13 protein-coding genes and 1 pseudogene are annotated in these 24935 nt (G+C 70.5%); 5 read left to right on the forward strand and 9 right to left on the reverse strand.

The window, feature by feature from the left end; translation table 11 throughout:
• Positions 1-71 precede the first annotated feature (71 nt).
• Both OV427_RS41755 and OV427_RS50915 read left to right on the forward strand, forming a co-directional pair.
• Complete coding sequence (locus OV427_RS41755) at positions 72-10559, forward strand: non-ribosomal peptide synthetase (protein WP_267861802.1); 10488 nt, start codon at positions 72-74, stop codon at positions 10557-10559.
• Positions 10560-11045: 486 nt separating this feature from the next.
• Positions 11046-11117, forward strand: a pseudogene (locus OV427_RS50915) (hypothetical protein); the annotation flags it as partial.
• A 32-nt stretch (positions 11118-11149) separates the two neighbouring features.
• On the opposite strand, the gene OV427_RS41760 reads toward OV427_RS50915, so the two are convergent.
• The 9 genes from OV427_RS41760 to OV427_RS41800 all read right to left on the reverse strand — a co-directional run bounded on the left by OV427_RS41760 (position 11150) and on the right by OV427_RS41800 (position 20701).
• On the reverse strand, positions 11150-11401 hold the full coding sequence (locus OV427_RS41760; RefSeq protein ID WP_267859278.1) for a hypothetical protein: 252 nt from the start codon (positions 11399-11401) through the stop codon (positions 11150-11152).
• 466 nt (positions 11402-11867) lie between these two features.
• Positions 11868-12836 (reverse strand): class I SAM-dependent methyltransferase, encoded by a 969-nt coding sequence (locus tag OV427_RS41765; protein WP_267861803.1) that lies wholly within the window; start codon positions 12834-12836, stop codon positions 11868-11870.
• A 211-nt stretch (positions 12837-13047) separates the two neighbouring features.
• Complete coding sequence (locus OV427_RS41770) at positions 13048-13968, reverse strand: transporter (protein WP_267861804.1); 921 nt, start codon at positions 13966-13968, stop codon at positions 13048-13050.
• A gap of 44 nt (positions 13969-14012) precedes the next feature.
• Positions 14013-15101, reverse strand: coding sequence for a branched-chain amino acid ABC transporter permease (locus OV427_RS41775; protein WP_267861805.1), 1089 nt, complete (start codon positions 15099-15101; stop codon positions 14013-14015).
• A 19-nt stretch (positions 15102-15120) separates the two neighbouring features.
• Positions 15121-16014, reverse strand: coding sequence for a branched-chain amino acid ABC transporter permease (locus OV427_RS41780; protein WP_267861806.1), 894 nt, complete (start codon positions 16012-16014; stop codon positions 15121-15123).
• Positions 16011-17831 (reverse strand): AMP-dependent synthetase/ligase, encoded by a 1821-nt coding sequence (locus tag OV427_RS41785; RefSeq protein WP_267861807.1) that lies wholly within the window; start codon positions 17829-17831, stop codon positions 16011-16013. The genes OV427_RS41780 and OV427_RS41785 overlap by 4 nt, the downstream gene beginning before the upstream one ends.
• On the reverse strand, positions 17828-18598 hold the full coding sequence (locus OV427_RS41790; RefSeq protein ID WP_267861808.1) for an ABC transporter ATP-binding protein: 771 nt from the start codon (positions 18596-18598) through the stop codon (positions 17828-17830). Before OV427_RS41790 ends, OV427_RS41785 begins: the two co-directional genes overlap by 4 nt.
• 11 nt (positions 18599-18609) lie before the next feature.
• Positions 18610-19416 (reverse strand): ABC transporter ATP-binding protein, encoded by an 807-nt coding sequence (locus OV427_RS41795; protein WP_267861809.1) that lies wholly within the window; start codon positions 19414-19416, stop codon positions 18610-18612.
• Complete coding sequence (locus tag OV427_RS41800) at positions 19403-20701, reverse strand: ABC transporter substrate-binding protein (protein WP_267861810.1); 1299 nt, start codon at positions 20699-20701, stop codon at positions 19403-19405. The genes OV427_RS41795 and OV427_RS41800 overlap by 14 nt, the downstream gene beginning before the upstream one ends.
• Before the next feature lie 225 nt (positions 20702-20926).
• On the opposite strand from OV427_RS41800, the gene OV427_RS41805 reads away from it, so the two are divergent.
• The 3 genes from OV427_RS41805 (at position 20927) to OV427_RS41815 (ending at position 24841) form a co-directional block, all read left to right on the forward strand.
• Positions 20927-22522 carry an acyl-CoA carboxylase subunit beta gene (locus OV427_RS41805; protein WP_267861811.1) on the forward strand — a complete coding sequence of 532 codons (1596 nt, stop codon included), beginning with the start codon at positions 20927-20929 and terminating at the stop codon, positions 22520-22522.
• Positions 22523-22655: 133 nt separating this feature from the next.
• Positions 22656-24512 carry a bifunctional acetyl-CoA hydrolase/transferase family protein/GNAT family N-acetyltransferase gene (locus OV427_RS41810; protein ID WP_267861812.1) on the forward strand — a complete coding sequence of 619 codons (1857 nt, stop codon included), beginning with the start codon at positions 22656-22658 and terminating at the stop codon, positions 24510-24512.
• Positions 24509-24841: a cation-transporting P-type ATPase gene (locus OV427_RS41815; protein WP_267861813.1), complete on the forward strand. Its 333-nt coding sequence runs from the start codon at positions 24509-24511 to the stop codon at positions 24839-24841. Before OV427_RS41810 ends, OV427_RS41815 begins: the two co-directional genes overlap by 4 nt.
• Positions 24842-24935: the final 94 nt, after the last annotated feature.

The raw sequence follows: 24935 nt of genomic DNA on the forward strand, positions 1-24935 counted from the left end.
CCCTTTCCACCTGGATTCCCCCCGGGCTCGCGGAAGCGCGCCCGGCGGGCTTGCGTGAGGTCAGGTGCACCATGACGCAGACACAGTCTTCCTCGGACGAAGGCACGCGGCAGCGGGGGGATGCACCGGGAAGAAGGCCACCGCTGACGCACCAGCCGCACGGGGGCGAGGCGGTGCAGTCCTTCGCGCAGCAGCGGCTGTGGTTCCTCGCGCAGCTCGACCCGGGCGGCTTCGCGTACAACGCCCCGTTCGCCACGAGGCTGACGGGGCCGCTGGATGTGGGCGCCCTGGAGGCGGGCTTCCAGGAAGTGGTGCAAAGACACGAGTCGCTGCGCACCACCTTCGCGCAGGTGGAGGGTCATCCGGTACAGCGCATCCACGCGAAGGTGGAGTTGACGCTTGAAGTGGAAGACGTGGCCGAGGCGGAAGTCGTGGCCCACGCGGAGCAGGAGGCGCGCCGGCCCTTCGACCTGGAGCGGGGCCCGCTGCTGCGGGTGCGCCTGCTGCGCGTGTCTCCCGACGAGCACGTGCTGCTCTGGACGGTGCACCACATCGTTTTCGATGGCTGGTCCATGGGCGTGCTGGAGCGGGAGGTGGCCGCGGCGTACGGCGCGCGGGTGAGGGGAGCGGCGTCCGAGCTCGAGCCGCTGCCCGCACAGTACGCGGACTATGCGCGCTGGCAGCGTGAGTGGCTGAAGGGCGAGGTCCTGGAGCGGCAACTGGCGTGGTGGAAGGAACAGCTCGCCGGGGTGCCTCCCGTGCTGGAGCTGCCCACCGACAGGCCACGTCCTCCCGTGCAGTCCTTCCGAGGTGCGCTGCTGCGCGTTCCGCTGCCGGAAGAGCTGACGTCCGCGCTGCGCGAGCTGAGCCGCAAGGAGGGCGCGACGCTCTTCATGACGTTGCTCGCGGGCTTCCACGCACTGCTGGCGCGCTACAGCGGCCAGTCCGATGTCGTCGTGGGCTCGCCCTTCGCAGGGCGAAGTCAGCACGACCTGGAGGGCATGGTCGGCTTCTTCGCCAACACCCTGGCCTTGCGCGCCGACACGGAGGGCGTGTCCTTCCCTGAGCTGCTGGGCCGGGTGCGCAAGGCGTGCCTCGGAGCCTTCGTCCACCAGGACCTGCCCTTCGAGCAGCTCGTGGACGCGCTCCAGTCCACGCGGGACTTGAGCCGCGCGCCCATCTTCCAGGCCGCGTTCGCGCTCCAGGGGGAGCCCGGTTCCGAGCTGAAGCTCTCCGGGATGAGCGCCACGGACGTCGCCTTCGAGCCTGGAGTGTCGAAGTTCGACCTCACGCTCTTCGTTCGGGAGACGCCCCAGGGGCTCATGGGTCTGTGGGAATACAGCACCGCCCTCTTCGACGAAGCCACCATTGCTCGCATGGCGGCGCGCTACGTGCGGCTGCTGGAGTCGGCGGTGGCGCGGCCGGAGCAGCGGGTGTCTGAGCTGCCTCTGCTCTCTGAAGCCGAGCGTCACCAGCTGTTGGTCGAGTGGAACGACACGCAGACGGAGTACCCTTGCGACGCGTGCATCCACGGCTTGTTCGAGGCACAGGCGGCGCGCACGCCGGACGCAGTGGCGGTGGAGTTCGAGGGCGCACGGCTCACGTACGCCGAGCTGAACGGGCGCGCCAATCAGCTCGCCCGGTATCTGCGGCGGCGCGGCGTGGTGGCTGGAACCCGCGTCGGCCTTTGCGCGGGACGCTCGCTGGAGTTGGTGGTGGCCACGCTCGCCATCCTCAAGGCGGGAGGCGCGTACGTGCCGCTCGACAGCGCCTACCCCGGCGAGCGGCTGGCCTTCATGGTGGAGGACTCGAACCTCCATGTGCTGCTGGCGCAGCCCGCGCTCTTCACCCGGCTGCCTCCGGACCTGCGCGTGGACGTCGTTCCGCTGGTGCCCATGGGGGAGGCCTTCTCGCAGGGGCGCAGCGAGAACCCGGGCAGACCGCTGGACTCGACACGGGACAACCTGACGCGGAAGCTCGCGGAGGACGCAGGTCGGTTGCAGGCCTCCATGGCGCAGGACATTTCTTGCGAGCGCACGGAGGACCTGGGCGAGCCAGGAGCAGCGGACCGTCTCGCGTACGTCATGTACACGTCGGGCTCGACGGGGCGGCCCAAGGCCGTGGGCATTCCGCACCGGGGCGTGGTGCGCCTGGTGAAGGGCACGCGCTTCGTGGAGTTGTCGCAACGCGAAGTCCTCCTCCAGCTCGCCCCCATCTCCTTCGACGCCTCCACCTTCGAGCTGTGGGGCGCACTGCTCAACGGCGCGAAGCTGGTGCTCTTCCCCGAGCACTCGCCCTCGCTGGAGGAGTTGGGCCGCGCGCTGGTGTGCCACCGCGTCACCACGCTGTGGCTCACCGCCGCGCTCTTCGAGCAGGTGATGGCCGCGCAGCCGGAGGCCCTTTCAGGCGTGCGGCAGGTGCTCGCGGGCGGCGACGTGCTTTCCCCCACCGCCGTGCGGGCACGGCTCGCCCAGGGCGGGCTGCTCATCAACGGGTACGGCCCGACGGAGAACACCACCTTCACCTGCTGCAACCCGATGACACAGCCGGGGCAGGTGGGGCCCACGGTGTCCATCGGCCGGCCCATTTCCAACACGCAGGTGTACCTGCTGGACGCGGCGCTGGAGCCGGTGCCCGTGGGAGTGTGGGGCGAGCTGTACACGGGCGGGGACGGACTGGCGTGGGGCTACCTCGGCCGCGCGGAGCTGACGGCGGAGCGCTTCGTTCCGCACCCCTTCAGTGCGCGGCCCGGGGCCCGGCTCTACCGCACCGGAGACAGGGCGCGGTGGTTGCCGGACGGGCGTATTGAATTCTCCGGCCGGCTGGACGGGCAGGTGAAGCTGCGCGGCTTCCGCATCGAGCCCGGCGAGGTGGAGTCCGCCCTGCTGCGCCACCCCGGCGTGCGCGAGGCAGTGGTGGTGGCACGAGAGGACGGACCGGGTGGCAAGCGGCTCGTCGCGTACTTCGTCCCGCATGGCGAAGCGCCCGCGACGGCGGAGCTGCGCGCACACGCGCAGGCGAAGCTGCCCGAGTACATGGTGCCCTCGGCCTTCGTGGCGCTACCGGCGCTGCCCCTCACGCCCAATGGCAAGGTGGACCGAAAGGCCCTGCCTGCCCCGTACGTCGAGGCGCCCTCCGGAGAGCAGGTGGCTCCTCGCACCGCGATGGAGCAGGTGGTGGCCGGCGTGTTCGGCCCACTGCTGGGGCTGGAGCAGGTGGGCGCCGACAGCCACTTTTTCGAGCTGGGCGGTCACTCGCTACTCGCCACCCAGGCCGTCTCGCGGCTGCGCGAGGTGGTGGGCCGTGAGCTGCCGGTCCGCGCGCTCTTCGAAGCCCCCACCGTGGCGCAACTGGCCCGACGGCTGGAGGAGGCGGATGGGGCGACGTCGGCGCCGCTGACGCACCAGCCGCACGGCGGTGAGGCGGTGCAGTCCTTCGCGCAGCAGCGGCTGTGGTTCCTCTCGCAGTTCGACGCGAGTGGCATCTCCTACAACATCCCGTTCGCCCTGCGACTGAAGGGCCCGCTGGATGTGGAGGCGCTGGAAGCAGGCTTCCAGGAAGTGGCGCGGAGGCACGAGTCGCTGCGCACCACGTTCGCGGAAGTGGATGGCCGGCCGATACAACGAATCCACGCGCGGCTGGAGTTGAACCTGCGAGTGGCGGAGGTGGCCGAGGCGGAAGTCGTGGCCCGGGCGGAGCAGGAAGCACGCCAGCCCTTCGACCTGGAGCAGGGCCCGCTGTTGCGCGTGCGCCTGCTGCGCGTGGCCCCCGAGGAGCACGTGCTGCTCTGGACGGTGCACCACATCGTCTTCGACGGCTGGTCCGTCGGGGTGCTGTACCAGGAGCTCTCGGAGTCGTACTCGGCCCGGGTTCGCGGTGAGGTGTCGCGGCTGGACACGCTGCCGGTGCAGTACGCGGACTATGCACGCTGGCAGCGCGAGTGGCTCAAGGGCGAGGTGCTGGAGCGACAGCTGGCCTGGTGGAAGGAACATCTCGCCGGGGCGCCTCCCGTCCTGGAGCTGCCCACCGACAGGCCGCGTCCTCCCGTGCAGTCCTTCCGAGGTGCGCTGCTGCGCGTTCCGCTGCCGGACGCGCTGGCGAGCGCCCTGCGCCGGCTCAGCCAGCGCGAGGGGGCGACGCTCTACATGACGCTGCTGGCGGGCTTCCAGGCGCTGCTGGCGCGCTACAGTGGCCAGTCCGACCTCGTCGTGGGCTCGCCCATCTCCGGCCGCAACTGGCGCGAGGTGGAGCCGCTGCTGGGCTTCTTCGTCAACACGCTCGCCCTGCGCGTCGACACGGGCGGCGGCGTGTCCTTCCGAGAGCTGCTGGGCCGCGTGCGCAAGGCGTGTCTGGGTGCCTTCGCCCACCAGGACCTGCCCTTCGAGCACCTCGTCGACGCGCTGCAGCCCACGCGTGACCTGAGTCGCTCGCCGCTGTTCCAGGTGATGTTCGTCATGCCCGGGACGCCGAGGCCGCTGGCCCTGGAGGACGTCACCGCCGAGGAGCTCGTCTTCGAGCCCGGGGTGGCGAAGTTCGACCTCACCCTCTTCGCGTGGGAGCAGCCGCGGGGGCTGGAGACGTACTGGGAATACAACACCGACCTCTACGATGAGGCGACGGTGGCTCGCATGGTGGGGCACTACGTGTGGCTGTTGCAGGCCGCCGTCGCCGAGCCCGGCCAGCGCGTGGACTCGCTGCCGCTGCTGGGCGAGGCCGAGCGCGACCGACTGTTGCTGGAGTGGGGCTCGCGCGAGGACTCCACCTACGTCCCGGGACTCATGCACCGCTGGGTGGAGGCCCAGGTGGCGCGCACGCCCGGGGCCGAGGCGGTGACGGATGGCACCCGCTCGCTCACCTACGCGGAGCTGGATGCTCGCGCCAACCAGCTCGCGCACCACCTGCTGTCCCTGGGCGTGCGGCCCAATGGCTCCGTGGGCCTGTGCCTGGACCGGGGCAGCCTGGACATGCCCGTGGCCGTGCTGGCCACGCTCAAGGCGGGCGCGGCCTTCCTGCCGCTGGACCCCACCTGGCCCTCCGAGCGCCTGGCGTTGATGCTGGAAGACACCGGCGCGCCGGTGGTGGTGGCGCACGGCCATCTCGTCTCGGCGGTACCTGCCGGCTCGGGCGCGCACCTGCTGCGCCTGGATGAAGCGGCGGAGGCCGTCTCCGCGTGCCCCACGCACGTGCCACCGGTGGAGGTGTCACCGGAGACGCACTGCTACTTCGTCTACACCTCGGGCAGCACCGGCCGGCCCAAGGGCATCGTCATGTCCCACCGTGCGGTGGGCAACATGTTGTGGTGGCTGCTCCAACGCTCGGTGAAGCCGGACGCCACCACACTCCAGTTCGCCTCGCTCAACTTCGATGTCTCCTTCCAGGAGATGTTCGGCACCTGGTGCCTGGGCGGCCGCGTGCTGCTGATGACGCCGCCGCTGCGCCAGGACCCCACCGCCATGCTGCGCTACATGGTCCGGCACCGCGTGGAGCGGTTGTATCTGCCCTTCGTCGCCCTGCAGGCGCTGTGCGACGCGGCGCTCGGTGAGACGGAGCTGCCGCCGCTCACGGAGGTGGTGACCGCGGGCGAGCAGCTCCAGGTGACACCGGCGCTGGTGGCCTTCTTCGAACGGCTCCCCGGGTGCGTGCTGGAGAATCAGTACGGGCCCTCGGAGGCGCATGTCGTCACCGCGTGGCGTGCGTCTGGCCCTCCGTCCTCCTGGCCCGCGCTGCCACCGGTGGGAAGGCCCATCCCCAACGTGCGGCTCCAGGTGGTGGACTCGTGGGGAGCGCCCTGTCCCATCGGCGTACCCGGTGAGGTGTACGTCGCCGGCGCGAGCCTCGCGCATGGCTACCACGGGCGCCCGGACCTGACGGCGGACCGCTTCGTTCCGGACATGCTCGGAGGCGCGTCGGGGGCGCGCACCTATCGCACGGGAGACCGGGCGCGGTGGCTGGCGGATGGCAACCTGGAGTTCCTCGGCCGCCTGGACGGGCAGGTGAAGCTGCGCGGCTTTCGCATCGAGCTGGGCGAGGTGGAGGTGGTTCTGCGCGCCTTCCCCGGCGTGCGCGACGCCGTGGCCATCGTCCGCGAGGACGTGCCCGGAGACCGGCGACTGGTGGCCTACGTGGTGCCGCAGGAGGGCCCGTCGGTGGAGCTCGCCGGGCTGCGCGAACACCTGCAAGCGAAGCTGCCCGAGTACATGGTGCCCTCGGCCTTCGTGCCGCTCGCCACACTCCCGCTGGCACCGACGGGCAAGGTGGACCGCAAGGCGCTGCCCGCGCCGAAGGCGGATGCATCGCAGGCAGGGCTCGTGGCGCCGCGCACCGCGATGGAGCAGGTGGTCGCGGGCGTGTTCGGGCCCCTGCTGGGGCTGGAGCGAGTGGGCACGGACGGCCACTTCTTCGAGCTGGGCGGCCACTCGCTGCTGGCCACCCAGGCCGTCTCGCGACTGCGTGACGTGGTGGGCCGCGAGCTGCCGGTGCGCGCGCTCTTCGAGGCTCCCACCGTGGCGCAGCTGGCGCGACGGCTGGAAGAGGTGCTGGAGGAGGAGCGGGGTGTGCCGCCACCGCCGCTGGTGCACCAGCCACACGGCGGCGAGGCGGTGCAGTCCTTCGCCCAGCAACGGCTGTGGTTCGTCTCGCAGATCGACGTGGGCGGCTTCTCCTACAACATGCCCAATGCCCTGCGGCTGAAGGGCCCGCTGGACGTGGGCGCACTGGAGGCGGGCTTCCAGGAAGTGGTGCGGAGGCACGAGTCGCTGCGCACCACCTTCGCGGAGGTGGAGGGCCAGCCGATACAACGCATCCACCCGGAGGTGGAGTTGCGGCTCGAAGTGGAGGAGGTGGCCGAGGCGGACGTCATCGCCCGTGCGGAGCAGGAGGCCCGCACACCCTTCGACCTGGAGCGAGGCCCGCTGCTGCGCGTGCGCCTGCTGCGCGTGACTCCCGAAGAACACGTGCTGCTCTGGACGGTGCACCACATCGTGTTCGACGGCTGGTCGATGGGCGTGCTGGAGCGGGAAGTGGCCGCGCTTTACGGCGCACGGGTGAGGGGAGAGGCTCTGACGTTGGAGGCGCTGCCTGTGCAGTACGCGGACTATGCACGCTGGCAGCGCGAGTGGCTGAAGGGCGAGGTGCTGGAGCGGCAGTTGTCCTGGTGGAAGGAGCAGCTCGCCGGAGTGCCTCCCGTGCTGGAGCTACCCACCGACAGGCCACGTCCCACCGTGCAGTCCTTCAACGGTGCCCACCTGTCGATGCGGCTCCCGCCAGAGCTGGCTGGAGCGCTGCGCGAGCTGAGCCGCAAGGAGGGCGTCACGCTGTTCATGACGCTGCTGGCGGGCTTCCAGGCGCTGCTGGCGCGCTACAGCGGCCAGTCCGACCTCGTCGTGGGCTCACCCATCTCCGGCCGCAACTGGCGCGAGGTGGAGCCGTTGCTCGGCTTCTTTGTCAACACGCTCGCCCTGCGCGTCGACACGGGCGGCGGCGCGTCCTTCCGAGAGCTGCTGGGCCGCGTGCGCAAGATGTGCCTCGGCGCCTACGCCCATCAGGACCTGCCCTTCGAGCACGTCGTCGACGCGCTCCAGCCCGCTCGTGACTTGAGCCGCTCGCCGCTGTTCCAGGTCATGTTCGTCATGCCGGGAGCCACGGTGCCCATGGCGCTGCCGGGTCTCGCCTCGGAGGAGGTGGCTTTCGAGCCGGGCATGGCGAAGTTCGACCTCACCCTCTTCGTGCGCGAGCTGCCCCAGGGCCTCGTCGCGTTCTGGGAATACAACACCGACCTCCATGACGCGGAGACGGTGGCCCGCATGGCCGGGCACTACGTACGGCTGCTGCAAGGTGCCGCGTCCAGGCCAGGCCAGCGCGTGGACTCGTTGCCGCTGCTGGGCGAAGCCGAGCGCCGCCGGCTGCTGGTGGAGTGGAATGCCACCGAGGCCCCTCGTCCGACCGAGCCCAACGTGCATGCGCTCTTCGAAGTGTGGGCCGAGCGCACGCCGGACGCCATCGCCGTCCGCATGGGAGACGCGCGGCTCACCTATGGCGAGCTGAACCGCAAGGCCAACCGGCTCGCCCATCTCCTGCGCGGTGCTGGCGTGGGTCCAGAGGTGCTGGTGGGTCTGTGTGTCGGACGCTCGCTGGATCTGGCCGTGGGCGTGCTCGGCATCCTCAAGGCGGGAGGCGCCTACGTTCCGTTGGACCCCGCGTATCCACCGGAGCGCTTGGCCATGATGCTCCGTGCCTCGCGCGCGCCGCTGCTCCTCACCCAGTCCACGCTTCCCGCCGTGCTGCCCCCGGACGAGGTACGCCGGCTGTGCCTGGACACGGAGACCTTCGCGGGCGCGAGCGAGGTGGACCTCCCGGCGCTGGCCGGGCCGGAGTCGCTCGCGTACGTCATCTACACCTCGGGCTCCACCGGCGTGCCCAAGGGCGTGGCCATGCCGCACGGGCCGCTGCTCAACCTGCTGCACTGGCAGACGGGGGCCTTTGTCGTCCCCCGAGGCAGGACGCTACAGTTCTCCGCGCTGAGCTTCGACGTGAGCTTCCAGGAGCTGCTCTCCACCTGGGCGGTCGGCGGCGAGCTGGTGCTCATCTCCGAGGCGCAGCGTCTGGACGCCCGCGCGCTGCTGGAGCTGATGGACCGCCAGGAGGTGGAGCGGCTCTTCCTGCCCTTCGTCGCACTCCAGAACCTGGCGGAGGTGGCGGACCGCGAGGAGTGCGTGCCCCGGCGACTGCGGGAAATCATCACCGCGGGCGAGCAGCTCCGCGTGACGCCGGCCCTGCGGCGATTCATCCGGCGGTTGGGGGACTGCGTCCTGCACAACCAGTACGGCCCGACGGAGTGCCACGCCACCACGGCCCTCCTCCTCTCGGGTGACACCGGGACGTGGCCGGACCTGCCGTCCATCGGCCAGCCCATCTCCAACGGCCACGTCCACCTGCTGGACGAGCACCTGGCTCCAGTGCCCATCGGCGTGTCGGGCGAGCTGTACATCGGCGGCGAGCTGCTGGCGCGCGGCTACCTCCACCGTCCGGAGCTGACGCCGGAGCGCTTCATTCCCGACCCGTTCAGCTCGCGTCCGGGCGCACGCCTGTACCGGACGGGGGACTTCGCGCGCTACCTGCCAGACGGAGCCCTCGAGTTCCTCGGGCGAAGGGACGCTCAGGTGAAGGTGCGCGGCTACCGCATCGAGCTGGCCGAGGTGGAGTCCGCGCTGGCACACCACCCGGCGTTGAAGGACTGCGTGGTGGAGGCGCGCGAGGATGGCTCGGGCCACAAACGACTGGTGGGCTACGTCGTCGGCGCGGGAGGGCCGCCGCCCCCGGCCGCGGAGCTGCGGGCGTTCCTCAAGGAGCGGCTCCCCGACTACATGGTGCCCGGCCACTTCGTGCCCATGGATGCGTTTCCGCTGTCACCCAGCGGCAAGGTGAACCGACGCGCGCTGCCCGCGCCCGAAGGCTCCCTGCACGACTCCACGCGCGTCCGCGTCGCACCGCGCAGCGCGCTGGAGCTGCAGCTCGTCCGCGCCTGGGAAGAGGTGCTGGGCCTGCACCCCGTGGGCATCCGGGATGACTTCTTCGAGCTGGGCGGCCACTCGCTGCTGGCCGTTCGCCTGCTGGGCCGCATCCGCGAGCTGACGGGCCGGGCCCTCCCCGTGGCGGCGCTCTTCCAGGGCGCCACGGTGGAGCACGTCGCGGGCCTGCTGCGTCGCGAGCAGGGTCCCTCCTCCTCCCTGGTGCAGCTCAGGGGCGGTACGGCGAAGCGGCCCTTCTTCTGCATCCACCCGGTGGGCGGCACGGTGCTGGCCTACGCGGAGCTGGCGCACCTGCTCGGGCCGGACCAGCCCTTCTACGGCGTGCAGTCCCCGGGACTGGAAGGGGAAGCGCCGCCGGTCGGTAGCCTGGAGGACCTGGCCGCGCGCTACCTGGAGGCGGTGCGCGCCGTGCAGTCTCGAGGCCCCTATCTGCTCGGCGGCTGGTCGATGGGCGGCAGCCTCGCCTTCGAGATGGCCCGCCAGCTCGCGTCGCAAGGAGAAGAGGTCGGGCTGCTCGCGCTCATCGACACCTATGCGCAGACGTTCCCGGGAGGCACGGTGACGCCTGAGTGGCTGGAGCCCGCGAGGCTTGGCGCGCTCTTCTATCGAGATCTGCTGCGCGCCACGGGGGCAGACCTCCCGTGTCCGGAAGAGGAGCTCTCACGGCTGGCGCCGGACGAGGCGCTGCGTGTGCTCGAAGAGGCGGGCCGCAAGGCGGCGGCGCTCCCCGAGTCGGGGATGCAGTCCCTGCACACGCTGCGGCGGGTGTTCGAGTCAAACCTCCGTGCGGCGTGGAGCTACGTGCCCCGGCCGTACGCGGGGGCGCTGCTCTCGTTCGAGGCGAGCGAGGCCACCCGGCCCCACGGCTGGGAGCCGCTGGCCCGGGGCGGAGTGGAGGTGCACACGCTGGAGGGAGACCACTACTCTCTGCTGCGTGGCCCAGGCGTCAGGACCCTGGCCGCGCTGCTGCGGGATGCCCTGGCGCGGGCCCACGCTGGAGACGCACGTTCGCCGCGGAGTGAGTCTGCCTGAACCAGCTTCCGCACGTTCGGAGAGCAGACACCCGGCCAAGACACGAGGCCGCGTACCGAGCCCGGACCCCGAGGCCGCGCACCGAGCCCGGACCCCGAGGCCGCGTACCGAGCTCGGACCCCGAGGCCGCGCACCGAGCCCGGCCCCCGAGGCCGCGTACCGAGCTCGGACCCCGAGGCCGCGCACCGAGCCCGGCCCCCGAGGCCGCGTACCGAGCCCGGACCCCGAGGCCGCGTACCGGCCCCTGAACACCGAGCCCGGACCCCGAGGTCGCGCACCGGCCCCTGAACACCGAGCCCGGACCCCGGAATTTGCCGATGCACCTGCCTACCCCGGAGGGGGTCCGGCCTCTCCCTACCAGCCGTGTCAGCCCCCTCCGGTAGAAGGGAATGGTGGAAGGAACATTCCTTCCACGGGACGGCCGCCCCGGAAGGGGGACAGGAGGGGGTAGGGATGGGGTTCGCGGAGCATTACCTCTCGGGGATGATGCAGAGCTCGGCGGAGGTGCTGGGCCGGCATGGCTACGAGCACGTGAAGGCCGAGGAGCTGGCCCGGTCCGTGGGGATGTCGGTGGGCAGCTTGTACCGGCGCTACGGCAGCAAGCAGCACTTCGCCCAGACGGTGCGGAGCTTCCACGAGGACACCTTCTGCCGGGAGGTGGACTGGGCCTTCTTCTGCAAGCACGGGGCGGACGGCGTCAGCTTCCGCGAGGCCTTCTTCACCTTCTGGAATGCGCTGACGCACTGGGCGCTGGGGCTGCCCGGCCCTTTCGCCTTCGCCTTCCTGCACCGGCACCCGGAAGTCGAAGGGCAGCCGGCGCCTGGCAGTGCGGCGCGGGCCATGGTGCGCGAGGTGCTCCAGAAGGGAGAGCAGGAGGGGGCGCTGGTGCCTGGCTGCGCCAGGGTGGGCGAAGCTCTGGTGTGGGGCACGCTGGCGGAGTGGGTGCGCGTGCTGACGGAGAGGAAGAAGGAAGTGTACCGGGAGGACGTCCTCGAATCGGCGGAGGCCCTCTGGCGCGCGCTGGCGAAGGCGGACGACTCCGGCGGCTCCCGAGGGGGCAGCGCTCCTCCTGGTGCCACTCAGCCCGAGTCACAGATGGCGGTGGACGACTCCGGCGGCTCCCATGGGGGCAGCGCTCCTCCTGGTGCTACTCAGCCCGAGTCACAGATGGCGGTGGACGACTCCGGCGGCTCCCATGGAGGCAGCGCTCCTCCTGGTACTACTCAGCCCGAGTCACAGATGGCGGTGGACGACTCCGGCGGGTTCGCCTTCACCCACGCCCCAGGGACGAGGACGTGGGCAAACGCCTCAGGGCTTCTCGGCGTACACCACCGCGTACTCGTCGCAGTTGAAGAGGGTGGTCCACTGCGTCTGCTCGAGGGGCGTCAGCCGGGCCTGCTTCACGCTCTCACGGACCTTGTCGACGGTGACGGAGCCGAGCTTGCGCTCGACGGCCGTCATCCCGCGCAGCGCCGTGATGGCGGTGTTGACGCCGGGGTAGACGTCCGCGGAGATGGAGTCCAGCCGCGCCTTCTGGAAGCCCGCTCCTGTCAGCTCCGAGACGTAGCGCTGCGTCGTCCAGACATTGGCCTCGGGGAAGGCAATCAGGCCGCGCCAGTAGCGGTGGCGCAGGCGGCGGCGCAGCCCCGAGCCGGCCTCGCGGTCGGTTTTCTGGCACATGTCCGCCATGACGAGCCGGCCTCCCGGGCGCAGTACCCGGAACGCCTCGCGCAGGAAGTCGCTGCGCGTGCGGAAGTGCATGGCGGACTCGAGCGCGAAGACGACGCTGAACTCACCGGCGCCGAAGGGCAGGGCCGTCGCGGAGCCCTGCTCCAGGCGGATGACGCCGTCCAGCCCCGTGAGCTTCACGCGCTCGCGGCCGATGCGGACCTGGTTCGGGGTGATGTTGATGCCGGTGATGCGGGCGGGGCGGTACTGCTCGGCCCACAGGAGGTCCTGGTCCGCGTAGCCGAAGCCGCAGTCCAGCACCGTGTCTTCCGTGCCCAGGCGCGCCGTCTTCGCCAGCAGGTGTGCCATCTGCTCCTGGGCCGACTTGAACAACTCGCCCACGCGCTCGCAGTTGTTCTCGTCGACGCGCTCGACGTCCCGCCAGTAGCCGAGGTTGATCCAGTAGGGCTCGCGCCCCGTGCTGACGCGAATCTCCTGCGGCGTGGGAAGGCCGGTGACCCAGGCCCCCGTCTCGTTCGTGTAGAAGTGCTCCGGATCCGCCAGGACCGCGCTCTTGAGCTGCTTTGCCACCTTGATGACGTCGATCATCGCGAGCCTCCTCGAGTCCAGCGGCCAGCATGCCACTGGGCGTGGATTCCCGGTATCGCGGGTTACGCGAGGATAACCTGTCAACAGTCCGGCGGCAGAGGGGACGGCGCACTCGCAGTGCTGCCTCGTTCCGTTCCGACGTGGCGAAGGCGGGGATGACGACCGCCGGCCGCCATGAGGCAGCCGGCGCTTCACCTGTTCCTCCGTCGTCCTAGAAGAAGACGTGCGTGAGGCGCGCCCCGACGAAGTTGCCCTTCGTCACGCCCGTCGAGCCATAGATGTCCGGCTGGAACTGGAGCATGACGGTGGTCAGCTTCTCGATGCGCAAGCCCATCGTCAGGCGCAGCGAGCTGACGGTCTGCTTCGGAGCGACCTCCACCTCGCCAGCCGGAGTCTCGATGGTGCGCTGCCCGTTCCGGTCGATGTAGAGCGCCGCGCCCGTGAAGAAGCTCGCGGAAAGGTCCATGCCCGCCGCGAGGACGCCGCCGAGCGACGGCGTCTGGCTCAGCTTCAGCTTCGCGACCTCCGTGCCCACCAGCACCGGGAACTCGTCGTTGTCGCCGTGGATGCCCACGTTGGCCATGGCCTCCAGCGTGAAGGCCTTCAGGAAGCGCTGGCCCACGACGAGCTGCGGACGCACCGTCCACCGGTTGCTGCCGATGTTCAGGAAGCGGTCGCTGCTGTAGCTGCCCACCGGAATGGTGACGTACGGCGTGAAGGCGAACCACGTATGGGTATTCGTCTCCGCGTTCTGGACGATGCCGTAGCCCACCGTGGGGATGTACGTCAGGTCCCCGACGCCCGACGCACGGAGCGCCGACTTGGGCGCCGCCGGCGACAACGGGTTGGCCTGGAACACCGTGACGTCCACCACCGGCATGCTCACGTCGAAGGGCACCACGGTGAGCCCGCTGTCGTGCTTGAGCACGTACGTGGCGCGGAAGGCCGCCTGCGTCTGCGAGAAGTCCCGCTCGCCCGACGCGGACGCATGGCGCAGGTACGTGTGCGCGATGACGCTCCGGTTCGGCACGAAGAAGCCCGCTTCATAGTCCCGGAAGTCCGCCTGCTGGGCCTGGGCACCGGTCGCCGATACGAGGGATACGAACAGGACAGCGAGGAACGCGCGATTCATGGTGGTTCTCCTCTGCGGGGTCAACGTCGTGTCTGGCGCGGCCTTCAGTAGCGGAAGGGCCACGCGAGGAAGTACCGGCGGATGCGCAGCCACACGCCGAACAGCCCCAGGGGCTCGAGCACGAGCACGAGCACCACGACGACGGACAGGAGCACCGTCGCCTGCTGCGCGGAGGTGAGCTGGTTGATGAGGGGAATGGCGTGCCCCACCGACTCCGCGAGGGGGCTCAGGAAGGTGAAGGCGAGCGCGCCGCTGACCGCGCCGAAGACGCTGCCCACCCCGCCCAGCACAATCATGGCGATGAACTGGATGGACAGGTTCAGGTCGAACGGTGGCTCGACGGTGATGTACTGCTGCTGGAAGGCGAACATCGCCCCGGCGATGCCGGCCAGGAACGAGGAGACGCCGAAGGCCTGGAGCCGGGCCTGCGTCGTGGCGACGCCGAGCACCTCCGCCGCGAGGTCCTGGTCCCTCACCGCCATCATCGCGCGGCCGCTGTTGGAGCGCTGCACGTTCTTCGTCAGCCACACCGTGCCGGCGGCCAGCGGCAGGAAGAGGAAGTACAGCTTCCGCTCGAAGCCGAGCACCACCGGCCCGAGCATCCACGTGTCGCCCACCGAGGCCGCCGTGCCCGACTCGCCGCGGAACCACCAGTACATGGGGACGGACGTGCCGCTCAGCCCGTTCGTCACCTCCGGGTAGGCGAGCAGCACGTGCTGCGTGAGGAACACCAGCCCCAGCGTGACGATGGCCAGGTACAGCCCCTTGAGCCGGAGCGCGAAGACGCCGATGACCACCCCCACCAGGGCGGACACGGCGCCGGCCAGGGGGAGCGCCAGCCAGAATGGCCAGCCCCACTTCGTGCCCAGCACCGCGACGGTGTACGCGCCCAGCGCGAGGAAGGCCGCGTGCCCCAGGCTCACCTGGCCCGAGAAGCCGGTGAGCACCATCAGCGCGGCCGCGCCGACGATGGCCACCAGGCCGAGGTTGCCGACGGTGAGCCACCGCGCGCTCGCGAGCCACGGGTAGCCCAGGGCGACGGCCAGCATCAGCACCCCGCCGGCCTTGTGCCACAGGCCGGGGAAGAGCTTCAGGTCGTCCTCGTAGCGAATCACCAGGGGGCGGGTTGGCATGGTGTCGTCTCGCGGGCGTTCAGACCCGACGCACCTCGTGCTCGCCCCACAGGCCGCGCGGCCGGAGCACGAGGAAGAGGATCATCGCCGCGTAGGGGAAGACGGCGTGGAAGTTGTGCCCGAAGGCGCCCAGGTGCGGGTTGACGTACGCCTGGGACAACACCTCCAAGAGCCCCAGCATGAACGCGGCCACCACCGCGCCCACCACCGACTCCAGGCCCCCGACGATGATGGCCGGGAAGGCCCGCAGCGCCACGTAGCCCAGGTTGGAGTCCACCGAGCGGGGGAACATCCCCAGGAAGATGCCCGCCACCGCGGCCGTGGCTCCGGCCAGGAACCAGGTGAAGGCCAGCACCCGGCCCACGGGAATTCCGAGCGCCAGCGACACTTCCTGACTCTCGCTCGCCGCGCGCATCGCCACGCCCAGCGGCGTGCGCTGCACGAGCGCGTGGAGGAGGACGAGCACGGCCGTCGTCGCGCCCAGCGACACCAGCGACGACAGCAGCACGGTGGCGTTGCCTACCTGTACCTCCGCCATGGCGTCCCACGGCGTCGGCATGCCGCGCGTGTCCGTGCCGAACGCGATGACGATGGCGGCGCGCAGGAGCAACCCGAGGAACAGCGTCAGGATGATGGTGGTGAAGACGGGCCGGCCCACCATGCGCCGGAGCACCGTGCGCTCCAGCAGCGCCGCCAGTCCGCCGGTGAGGGCCGCGGCGGCGAAGAGCGCCAGCCACCAGGGCAGCACGTCCACCAGCGCCGTCATCAGGAACGCACCCAGGCTCAGCAACTCGCCGTGCGCGAAGTTGAAGAGCCGCGAGGCGCGGTACACCACCGAGAAGCCGAGGGCGATGAGCGCGTAGCTCGCTCCCAACGCCAGTCCGGAGATGCTGAGCTGGAGCAACTGCGTCATTCGCTTTTCCTCGCGTACATCGCTTCCACCAGGGGGGCGTGCAGCTCCAGCACCGCCTTGCGGCGGACCTTCAGGGACGCGGTGACCTCACCCGCGTCCTGGGTCATCTCGCGCGGGAGGAGCCGGAAGGCGCGCACCTGCTCCACGCGGGCGAGCCCCTCGTTGGCGCGAGCCACTTCCTCTTCCACCAGCCTCAGCACTTCGGGCTGCGTGGTGAGGTCCGTGTACGAGGTGAAGGCAATCTTGCGGCGCAGGGCCCAGTCCGACACCGTGTCCGCGTCTATCTGGATGAGCGCCGTGACGAAGGCGCGCCGGTCTCCAATGGCCACCGCCTCCTTGATGTACGGGCTGTTCTTCAGCGCGTTCTGGATGCGCTCGGGCGACAGGTTCTTCCCGCCGGAGGTGATGAGGATTTCGCGCTTGCGGCCCGTGATTCGCAGGTACCCGTCCGCGTCGATTTCCCCGAGGTCTCCGGTGTGCAGCCAGCCGTCCTCCTGGCGCACCTCGGCCGTGGCGTCCGGCCGGTTGAGGTAGCCGAGGAAGACGTTGGAGCCGCGCACCCGCACCTCGCCGTCCTCCGCGAGCTGGCACTCCACGCCCGGCACGGGACGCCCGACGGTGCCGATGCGCGTGGCCCCGGGGATGTTGAGGTGGCTGGTGCCGGCGCTCTCCGTCTGCCCGTAGCCCTCGTAGATGCGGACGCCCACGCCGTCGAACCAGGTGATGAGCTCCGGGGAGATGGGCGCCGCGCCGGAGATGGGGAAGCGACAGCGGCGCAGCCCCAGCCGCTCCTGGAGCGGCCGGTAGACGAGCAAGTCCCCGACGAACCACGCCAGCCCGTCCCACCAGCGGCGCTGGCCGTTGCGCTCGCGCTCGCGAATCCGGCCGCCCAGCCGGGTGAAGGTGTCGAAGAGGGTGCGCTTCAGCCACGAGGCGTCGCGCATCTTCACCACCACATTCGCATGCATCTTCTCCCAGATGCGCGGCACCCCCAGGAACACCGTGGGAGAGACTTCCGCGACATCCGACTGCACCGTCTCCAGCGCTTCTCCGAAGTGGACCTTCCCTCCGACGACGAGCGGCAGGAGCAGGCTGAACAGCTTCTCCGCCACATGGCACAGGGGCAGGTAGGAGACGACGCTGTCCTCGGGCGTCAGGCCGAGCTGCTCCACGAAGGTGGCCGAGCCCTGGAGCATGTTGCGGCTGGACACCAGCGCGCCCTTGGGCGAGCCCGTGGTGCCCGAGGTGTAGATGACCATCGCCGCGTCATCCGGATTGCGCTGCGCCAGCTGCGTCCGGAGCCACGCGGGCTCCTGCTCCGCCAGCGCGCGCCCGTCGGCCAGGAAGCGCTCCCACGTGCGCAGCCGGGCGTCCTGCACGCCGCGCAGGCCGCGTGGCTCGAGGACGATGACGTGCTGGACGGAGGGCGTCTCGGCGGCGACGGTGGCCACCTTGTCGTACTGCTCCTGGTCCTCGCAGATGACGACCTTGCAGCGGGCGTCGTTGAGGATGTACGCGACGTCCGGGGGCGGGTTCGTCTGGTAGATGCCGACCGTGCGCGCGCCCACCACCTGGGTGCCCAGGTCCGCGAACAGCCACTCCGGCCGGTTGTCGCTGAGGATGGCGACCGAGTCCCCCGCGCGCACGCCCAGCTCCCACAGCATCCGGGCCACGTGGGCGACGCGCTCCAGGTACTCGCGGAAGGACAGCTCCCGCCAGATGCCCAGCCGCTTCTCGCGGATGGCCACCGCGTGGGGGCGCTCCTCCGCGTGCTTCCAGAGCTGCGCCGGCAGGCTCATGGGCAGGGCCGCGCTCATGCCGCCACCGTCCCGCCCACGTAGGCGCTCAGCACGCGGGTGTCGTTGCGCAGGGCGGACGGCGGCCCGTTCGCGATGACCCGCCCCCGGTCCAGCACCGTCACCTGCGTCGCCAGGTCCATCACGAAGCGCAGCTCGTGGCCGATGAGGACCTGCGTCACCCCCAGCTCGTGCCGGAGGTCGAGGAGGGTGTTGGCCATGTCCTCGGTCTCCTCCTGGTTGAGCCCCGCGGTGGGCTCGTCCAGGAGCAGCAGCTTCGGCTCCATGCACAGCGCGCGGCCCAGCTCCACGCGCTTGCGGATGCCGTAGGGCAGCACGGCGACGGGCATCCACCGGAAGTGCTCCAGGTCGAGGAAGTCGATGACCTCCTCGGCCTTCTCGCGGTGGCGGACTTCCTCCGCGCGCGCCCCGCGCGTCCAGAACAGGTTGCGCAACAGGCCCGTCCGGTAGCGCTGGTGGCGCCCCAGGAGGAGGTTCTCCAGCACGGTGAGGTGCTCGAACAGCGCCAGGTTCTGGAACATGCGCGACACGCCCAGGCGCGCAATCTCCGTGGGCTCCACGCCCGTGAGCTCCTGGCCGTCCAGCCGCACCCGGCCTTCCATGTGCCGGTGGATGCCGCTGATGCAGTTGAAGAGGCTGCTCTTGCCGGCACCATTGGGGCCAATCACGGCGTGCAGCGCCCCCGCCTCGATGGAGAACGAGACGCCGTCCAGCGCCCGCACGCCGGAGAAGGAGAGGCCCACGTTGTCGAGCTCGAGCAGTGCCATGCCTTGAGTCCTCAGGACAGCCAGCGCCGCTTGCGGCGGTAGCGCTTCAGCTCGTGGTAGCCGCGCTGCCCCTCGCGCCCGAAGCCCAGGTAGAACTCCTGCACGTCCGGGTCGTCGCGCAGCCGGTCCGCGGGGCCGTCCAGCACCACCTTCCCCGTCTCCAGCACGTAGCCGTAGTGGGCCAGGCCCAGCGCCACCCTCGCGTTCTGCTCGACGAGGAGCACGGAGACACCCTCCGCGCTGATGCGTTGAATCAGCTCCGACACCTCGCCCACCGCCTTCGGCGACAGCCCGAGGAAGGGCTCGTCGAGCAGCAGCACCTTCGGCCGCCGCATCAGCCCGCGGCAGATGGCCAACAGCTGCTGCTCCCCGCCGGACAGGTAGCCCGCCTTCTGGCGCCGCCGCTCCCGGAGCACCGGGAAGCGGGTGAAGGCGGACTCGACGAGCTCCGCGCGCGCCTTCGCGCCCATGCCGAAGCCGCCGGCGAGCAGGTTCTCCTCCACCGACAGCTCGCCGAGGATGCGGCGGCCCTCCAGGATCTGCACCACGCCCTCGCGCACCCGCACGTCCGCGGACAGACGGAGGAGATTCTGTCCGGACAGCGCGACGCTGCCCTTGGTGATGGTGCCGTCGTGCAACTCCAGCAGCCCGCTGATGGCGCGAAGCGCGGTCGACTTGCCGGCGCCGTTGGGGCCCAGCAGGGCGACCACGCCCTGCTGCGGCACCTCCAGGGAGATGCCCCGCAGGGCCCGCACCACCGAGTGGTAGACGACCTGGAGGTTGCGCACCTGGAGGAGGGGAGGACTACTTGCTGTCATCGCTGGCCTTCGCGGCGGAGGCGTCCAGGGCCTTCGGCTTCGCGTAGCCGGCGACGACGCGCCAGCTGCCCTGGTCCATCACCGGCTTGAGCACCCGGACGCTGACGGACGTCTCATAGGGGAACCGGGACAGGTCCACCGGCTCCGCCGCCATGCCGCGCGCGGTGGTGCCCGTGATGGCCTTGAGCGCCTTGAGATATCCCGCGCGGGTGACGTCCTTCGCCTCGATGGCCTTCTTGAGCGCCTCCACCTGGACGAGTCCCTGGACGTAGGATGACAGCGTGTAGAAGTCCTTCGGCACGTCCGCGTGCTGGCCATGGAGCGCGAGGAAGTCCTTCATGCCCGGGACGTCGTCGCCCCAGTAGGTGAGCCCCGTGGCCCAGTAGAAGTTCGTGAAGACGGCGGCGGGGATGACCTTGGGGTCGAAGAAGCGGTCCACCCAGGCCGGCGTCTGCCCTACCCAGGTGGGCAGGTACTTGAGTTGCGCCGCCGTGCCGAGGATGGGCCCCGACGCGCTGGGCAGCACCGTGAGCAGCACGTAGTTGGCACCCGACTGCTGGAGCGCCGTCACCACCGCGGCGAAGTCCTTCTGGCCCGGTGCCACGGTTTGTTGTGACACCACGGTGACGCCGTGGTGCTTCGCGGCGGCCGTCCAACCGTCGATGCCATCCTTTCCGTAGTCATCGCCCTGGTAGACGATGGCTGCCTTCACCTTGTCCGCGCCGCCCGCGTGCTCCACGGCCCAGTCCATGGCCCGCATGGCCTCCATCTTGTAGGAGGCGCCAATGGGCGGCGTGTACTGGTTGCGCGCCATCTCCGAGGACTGCGACGCCGGGAAGGCCACCATCCCATCCGCCGCCAGCTTGTCCCGCAGGGGCAGGGTGTTGGGCGTGCCGAAGCTGGTGCCCAGGAAGAGCACCCTGTCATGGATGTCGCTGTACGCCTGGACCGAGTTCTGCGGGTTGTAGGCGTGGTCCTTCTCGACGAGCTCCAGCTTCCAGCCCTCGGGGAGCAGGCCGCTGTTGCCGGCGTTCACCTGCCTGGCCAGCAGGCGCTTTCCGGCGGCGAAGGGCTTGCCAATGGCAGCCCCCGGGCCGCTCTCGTCATTGAGCGCGCCGACGTAGACGACCTTCTTCTCCAGGTCCACGCCCTTGTCTGTCTTGATGTCCGAGACAGGCTGGGACTGCGATTGCGAGCCTTCAGACCCAGGCGTCGCGGGTTCTTCCTTCTTGCATGCAGTCAACCCGAGAGCCGCCGCCATGAGCCCGAGTACGAGCCGTCGCATCGCATCCTCCCCGTTGGATTTGTGGCGGCAGCTTTGCCACAGACGCGAGGGCCTGAAAAGATATCAAATACGAATTCCTTGACAGGGTTTCGCAGGGCGGAATGTATCGGTGATTTCAATGGCTGTGTTTTGCAGGGCGAAACGAGACACGCCAATGACACGTCGCGTAAGTCTATTCCACTGCACGATGACCGCAGGACTGCACCGTGGCATCATCCCGCGCGCATGAGCGACACGAATGGCGACGGCGGCAGTCCCCCTACCGGCGAGGTCCGCCCGGAGCTCGCGGCGCTGCGCGAGCGGCTCGCGGCCACCACGGATGCCGGGCGTCCGGAGGCGGTGGCCCGGAGGCGGAAGACGGGCCAGCGCACGACGCGGGAGAACATCGCCGACCTCGTGGACGCGGGGAGCTTCTCGGAATACGGCGGGCTCGCGCTCGCGGCGCAGCGCTCCACGCGCTCGCTCGAAGACCTCGTCCGGGCGAGCCCCGCGGACGGCCTCATCTGCGGGGTGGGCACCGTCAACCGCGCCCTCTTCGACGACGAGCGCGCACGAACGATGGTGCTCGCCTACGACTACACCGTCTTCGCCGGCACCCAGGGACTGGTGGGCCACCGGAAGCTGGACCGCATGCTCGCGCTCGCCGCGCAGTGGCGCGTGCCGGTGGTGTTCTTCGCGGAAGGGGGCGGCGGTAGGCCGAACGACACGGACACGCACACCGTGTCGGCGCTGGACACGCCCAGCTTCCTGGCCTTCGCCGCGCTGTCCGGGCTCGTCCCGCGCGTGGGCCTCGTCTCCGGACGCTGCTTCGCGGGCAACGCGGCCCTGCTGGGGAGCTGCGACGTCATCATCGCCACCGATGACAGCAACATCGGCATGGGCGGGCCGGCGATGATCGAGGGAGGTGGGCTGGGCTCATTCGCCCCGGAGGAGATTGGCCCCGCGGACGTGCAGACGCGCAACGGCGTCATCGACGTGCGCGTGCGCGACGAGGCGGAAGCCGTGTCCGTCGCGAAGCAGTACCTCTCCTATTTCCAGGGGCCCGTCGTGCCGGGGGAGTGCGCCCCGCAGGAGCGGCTGCGGGACGCGCTGCCGGAGAACCGCCGCCGCGCGTACAAGGTCCGCCCCATCATCGAGACGCTGGCGGACACGGGCTCCGTGCTGGAGTTGCGAAGGGACTTCGGGCGCAGCCTGGTGACGGCGCTGGTGCGAATCGAGGGGCAGCCGCTCGGGCTCATCGCCAACGACACATTCCACCTCGGCGGGGCCATTGACGCGAGCGCCGCCGACAAGGCCGCGCGCTTCTTCCAGTTGTGCGACGCGTTCGGCCTGCCCATCGTCTCCTTGTGTGACACGCCCGGCTTCATGGTGGGGCCCAAGGCCGAGGAGACGGCGCTCGTGCGCCACGTCTCCCGCATGTTCGTGGGGGCCGCCAGTCTCTCCGTCCCGTTCTTCACCGTCGTGCTGCGGCGGGGCTATGGGCTGGGAGCACAGGCCATGGCGGGCGGGCACTTCCATGCGCCGGTGTTCAACGTGTCCTGGCCCACCGGCGAGTTCGGGGGGATGAACCTGGAGGGCGCGGTGCGCATCGGCATGCGCAAGCAACTGGAGGCCGTTGAAGACCCGGCGGCCCGGGAGGAACTGGCGAAGGCGCTGATTGCCGAGGCGCACCAGCGCGGCACCGCCCTCAACATGGCGTCGCTGCTGGAGCTCGACGCCGTCATCGACCCCGCGGAGACGCGCGCCTGGCTTGTCCGGGGCCTGCGCTCCGTCCCGAAGCCGGCGCGCGAGGGCCGGCGCCGGTACATCGACACCTGGTGAGGCGTGGTGGCAGACAGGGGAGAGGGCGGTGCAACGGTTGCGTGGCCGCGGCTTCCCATCGCGCAGGGACTGCGCCCCGGGGTGACGGGCCGCCACCAGGGCCGTTGGAACGCGCGATGCTTAACGCAGGGGCATGCATGAGCAACAGGACTGGCGTCAGCGGTACGCGGACAGGGTGGTGACGGCCGAGGAGGCGATTCGCGGCATCCTCCCAGGGAGGCGCATCCTCATCGGCTCGGGGGCGGCGGAGCCGGTGACGCTGGTGCGGGCCCTGGTGGAGAAGGGCGAGCACCTGGCCGACAACGAGGTGGTGCACCTGCTCACGCTGGGCCCGGCGCCCTACGTCGAGCCCGCGCACGCACGGCGCTTCCGCCACACCGCCTTCTTCATCGGCTCCAACGTGCGTCAGGCCGTGCAGGAGGGCCGCGCGGACTTCATGCCGGTGTTCCTCTCGGAGATTCCCGAGCTCATCCGCAACCGCCGCGTGCGCATCGACGTGGCCCTGCTCCAGGTGAGCCCGCCGGATGCCCACGGCTACGTCAGCCTCGGGGTGTCCGTGGACATCGTGCGCAGCGCGGTGGACGCCGCCACGCTGCTCATCGCGGAGGTGAACCCGAACATGCCGCGCACGCACGGGGACTCGTTCCTGGACGTACGCCGCATCCACCACCTGGTGCCGGTGGACTCGCCCCTGCTGGAGGCCCACCCGGAGCCGGCGGACGAGGTCTCGCGGCAGATTGGCGCGCACCTCGCGAGGATGATTCCGGACGGGGCCACGCTGCAGACTGGCATCGGGAAGATTCCGGACGCGGTGCTGGCCCAGCTCGGCGGCCACCAGGAACTGGGTGTCCACACGGAGATGCTGTCCGACGGCGTCATGCGCCTGGTGGAGGCGGGCGTCATCACCGGACGGAGGAAGACGCTGCTGCCGGGCAAGCTGGTGACGTCCTTCATCATGGGGAGCCGCGAGCTCTACGCGTGGGCCCACGAGAATCCGGCCATCGAGATGCGGCCGAGCGACTTCACCAATGACCCGCAGACCGTGGCGCGCAACGACACGATGATTGCCATCAACGGCGCGCTGGCGGTGGACCTCACGGGGCAGGTGGCGGCGGACACGCTGGGCGGGAGCTTCTACTCGGGCATCGGCGGGCAGGTGGACTTCCTGCGCGGGGCGCGCCGGAGCCGGGGCGGAAAACCCATCCTTGCGCTGCCCTCGACGGCGAAGGGCGGCACGGTGAGCCGCATCCAGGCGGCGCTGGAGCCGGGCACGGGCGTCGTCACCAGCCGGGGCGACGTGCACTACGTGGTGACGGAGTACGGCGTGGCGGACCTGTGGGGGAAGAACATCCGCGAGCGCGCGCTGGCGCTCATCGACATCGCCCACCCGGACTTCCGCGGCGAGCTGATGGCGGCGGCCAAGGGACGCAGGTGGGTGCTGCCGGACCAGGTGGTTCCTCGCGCGCGCTACCCATGGGCCGAGGCGCGGCTGGAGCACACGCTGTCCGGGGACGCGCTACTCATCCGCCCGGCGCGCATCCCCGATGAGCGCGCGCTGCAGGAGTTGATGTATGGCCTGTCCAGCGACAGCTGCTACCGGCGCTTCCTGGAGCTGAAGAAGACGCACCCGCACGAGGAGATGCAGCAGCTCGTCGACCTCGACTACGAGCACAGCATGGCGCTGGTGGCCTGCCCGCCGGGAACGGACGAGGTGGTAGGCGTGGTTCGCTACGACGTGGACCCGGCCACGCGGCTGGCGGACGTGGCCTTCGTCGTGCGCGACGACTGGCAGGGCCGGGGCGTGGGCACGGTGCTGATGCGGCGCATCCGCGAGGCCGCCGCCGCGCGCGGCATCCCCGGCTTCCAGGCGGACGTGCTGGTGACGAACAAGCCCATGCTGGACGTCTTCCAGGAGAGCGGCCTGCCCATCCGCACGCTGCGCGAGGACGGCGTGTATCACCTGGAGCTCCACTTCCCGGCGGGTCCGTGAAGATTCAACACCTCACGGTGGACGAGAGCCTGCGCAGTCTGGACAGCCGGGCCGGGGGGCTCGCCACCGCCGAGGCGGAGCGCCGCCTGCGCGAGCTCGGACCCAACCCGGTCTCCCACGCCGAGCAGGAGTCGCTGGCGCGCCGGCTCCTGCGGCAGTTCACCCACTTCTTCGCGCTCGTGCCCTGGGCGGCCGCGGCCGATGCTGCTCAACCCCAACGTGGTGCTGACGGGCGCGGACGTGGCGCGCGAGGCCGCAGAGAGGGAGGGGCAGCGCTCCCCGTGGCCCCCTGCTCCGGTGGGTTGCATCCCGGCGCAGGGGTGCGCTGACTTCCAGGAGGAGGACGTGCGCGGGGACGACCCGCCATCGGGCCGTGCGATCGGGTGCATGCCCGCAGCGTCCGAGGAGGCGCCATGTCACTCG

Origin of the sequence: Pyxidicoccus sp. MSG2 (assembly GCF_026626705.1) — a bacterium.
Classification (GTDB): domain Bacteria; phylum Myxococcota; class Myxococcia; order Myxococcales; family Myxococcaceae; genus Myxococcus.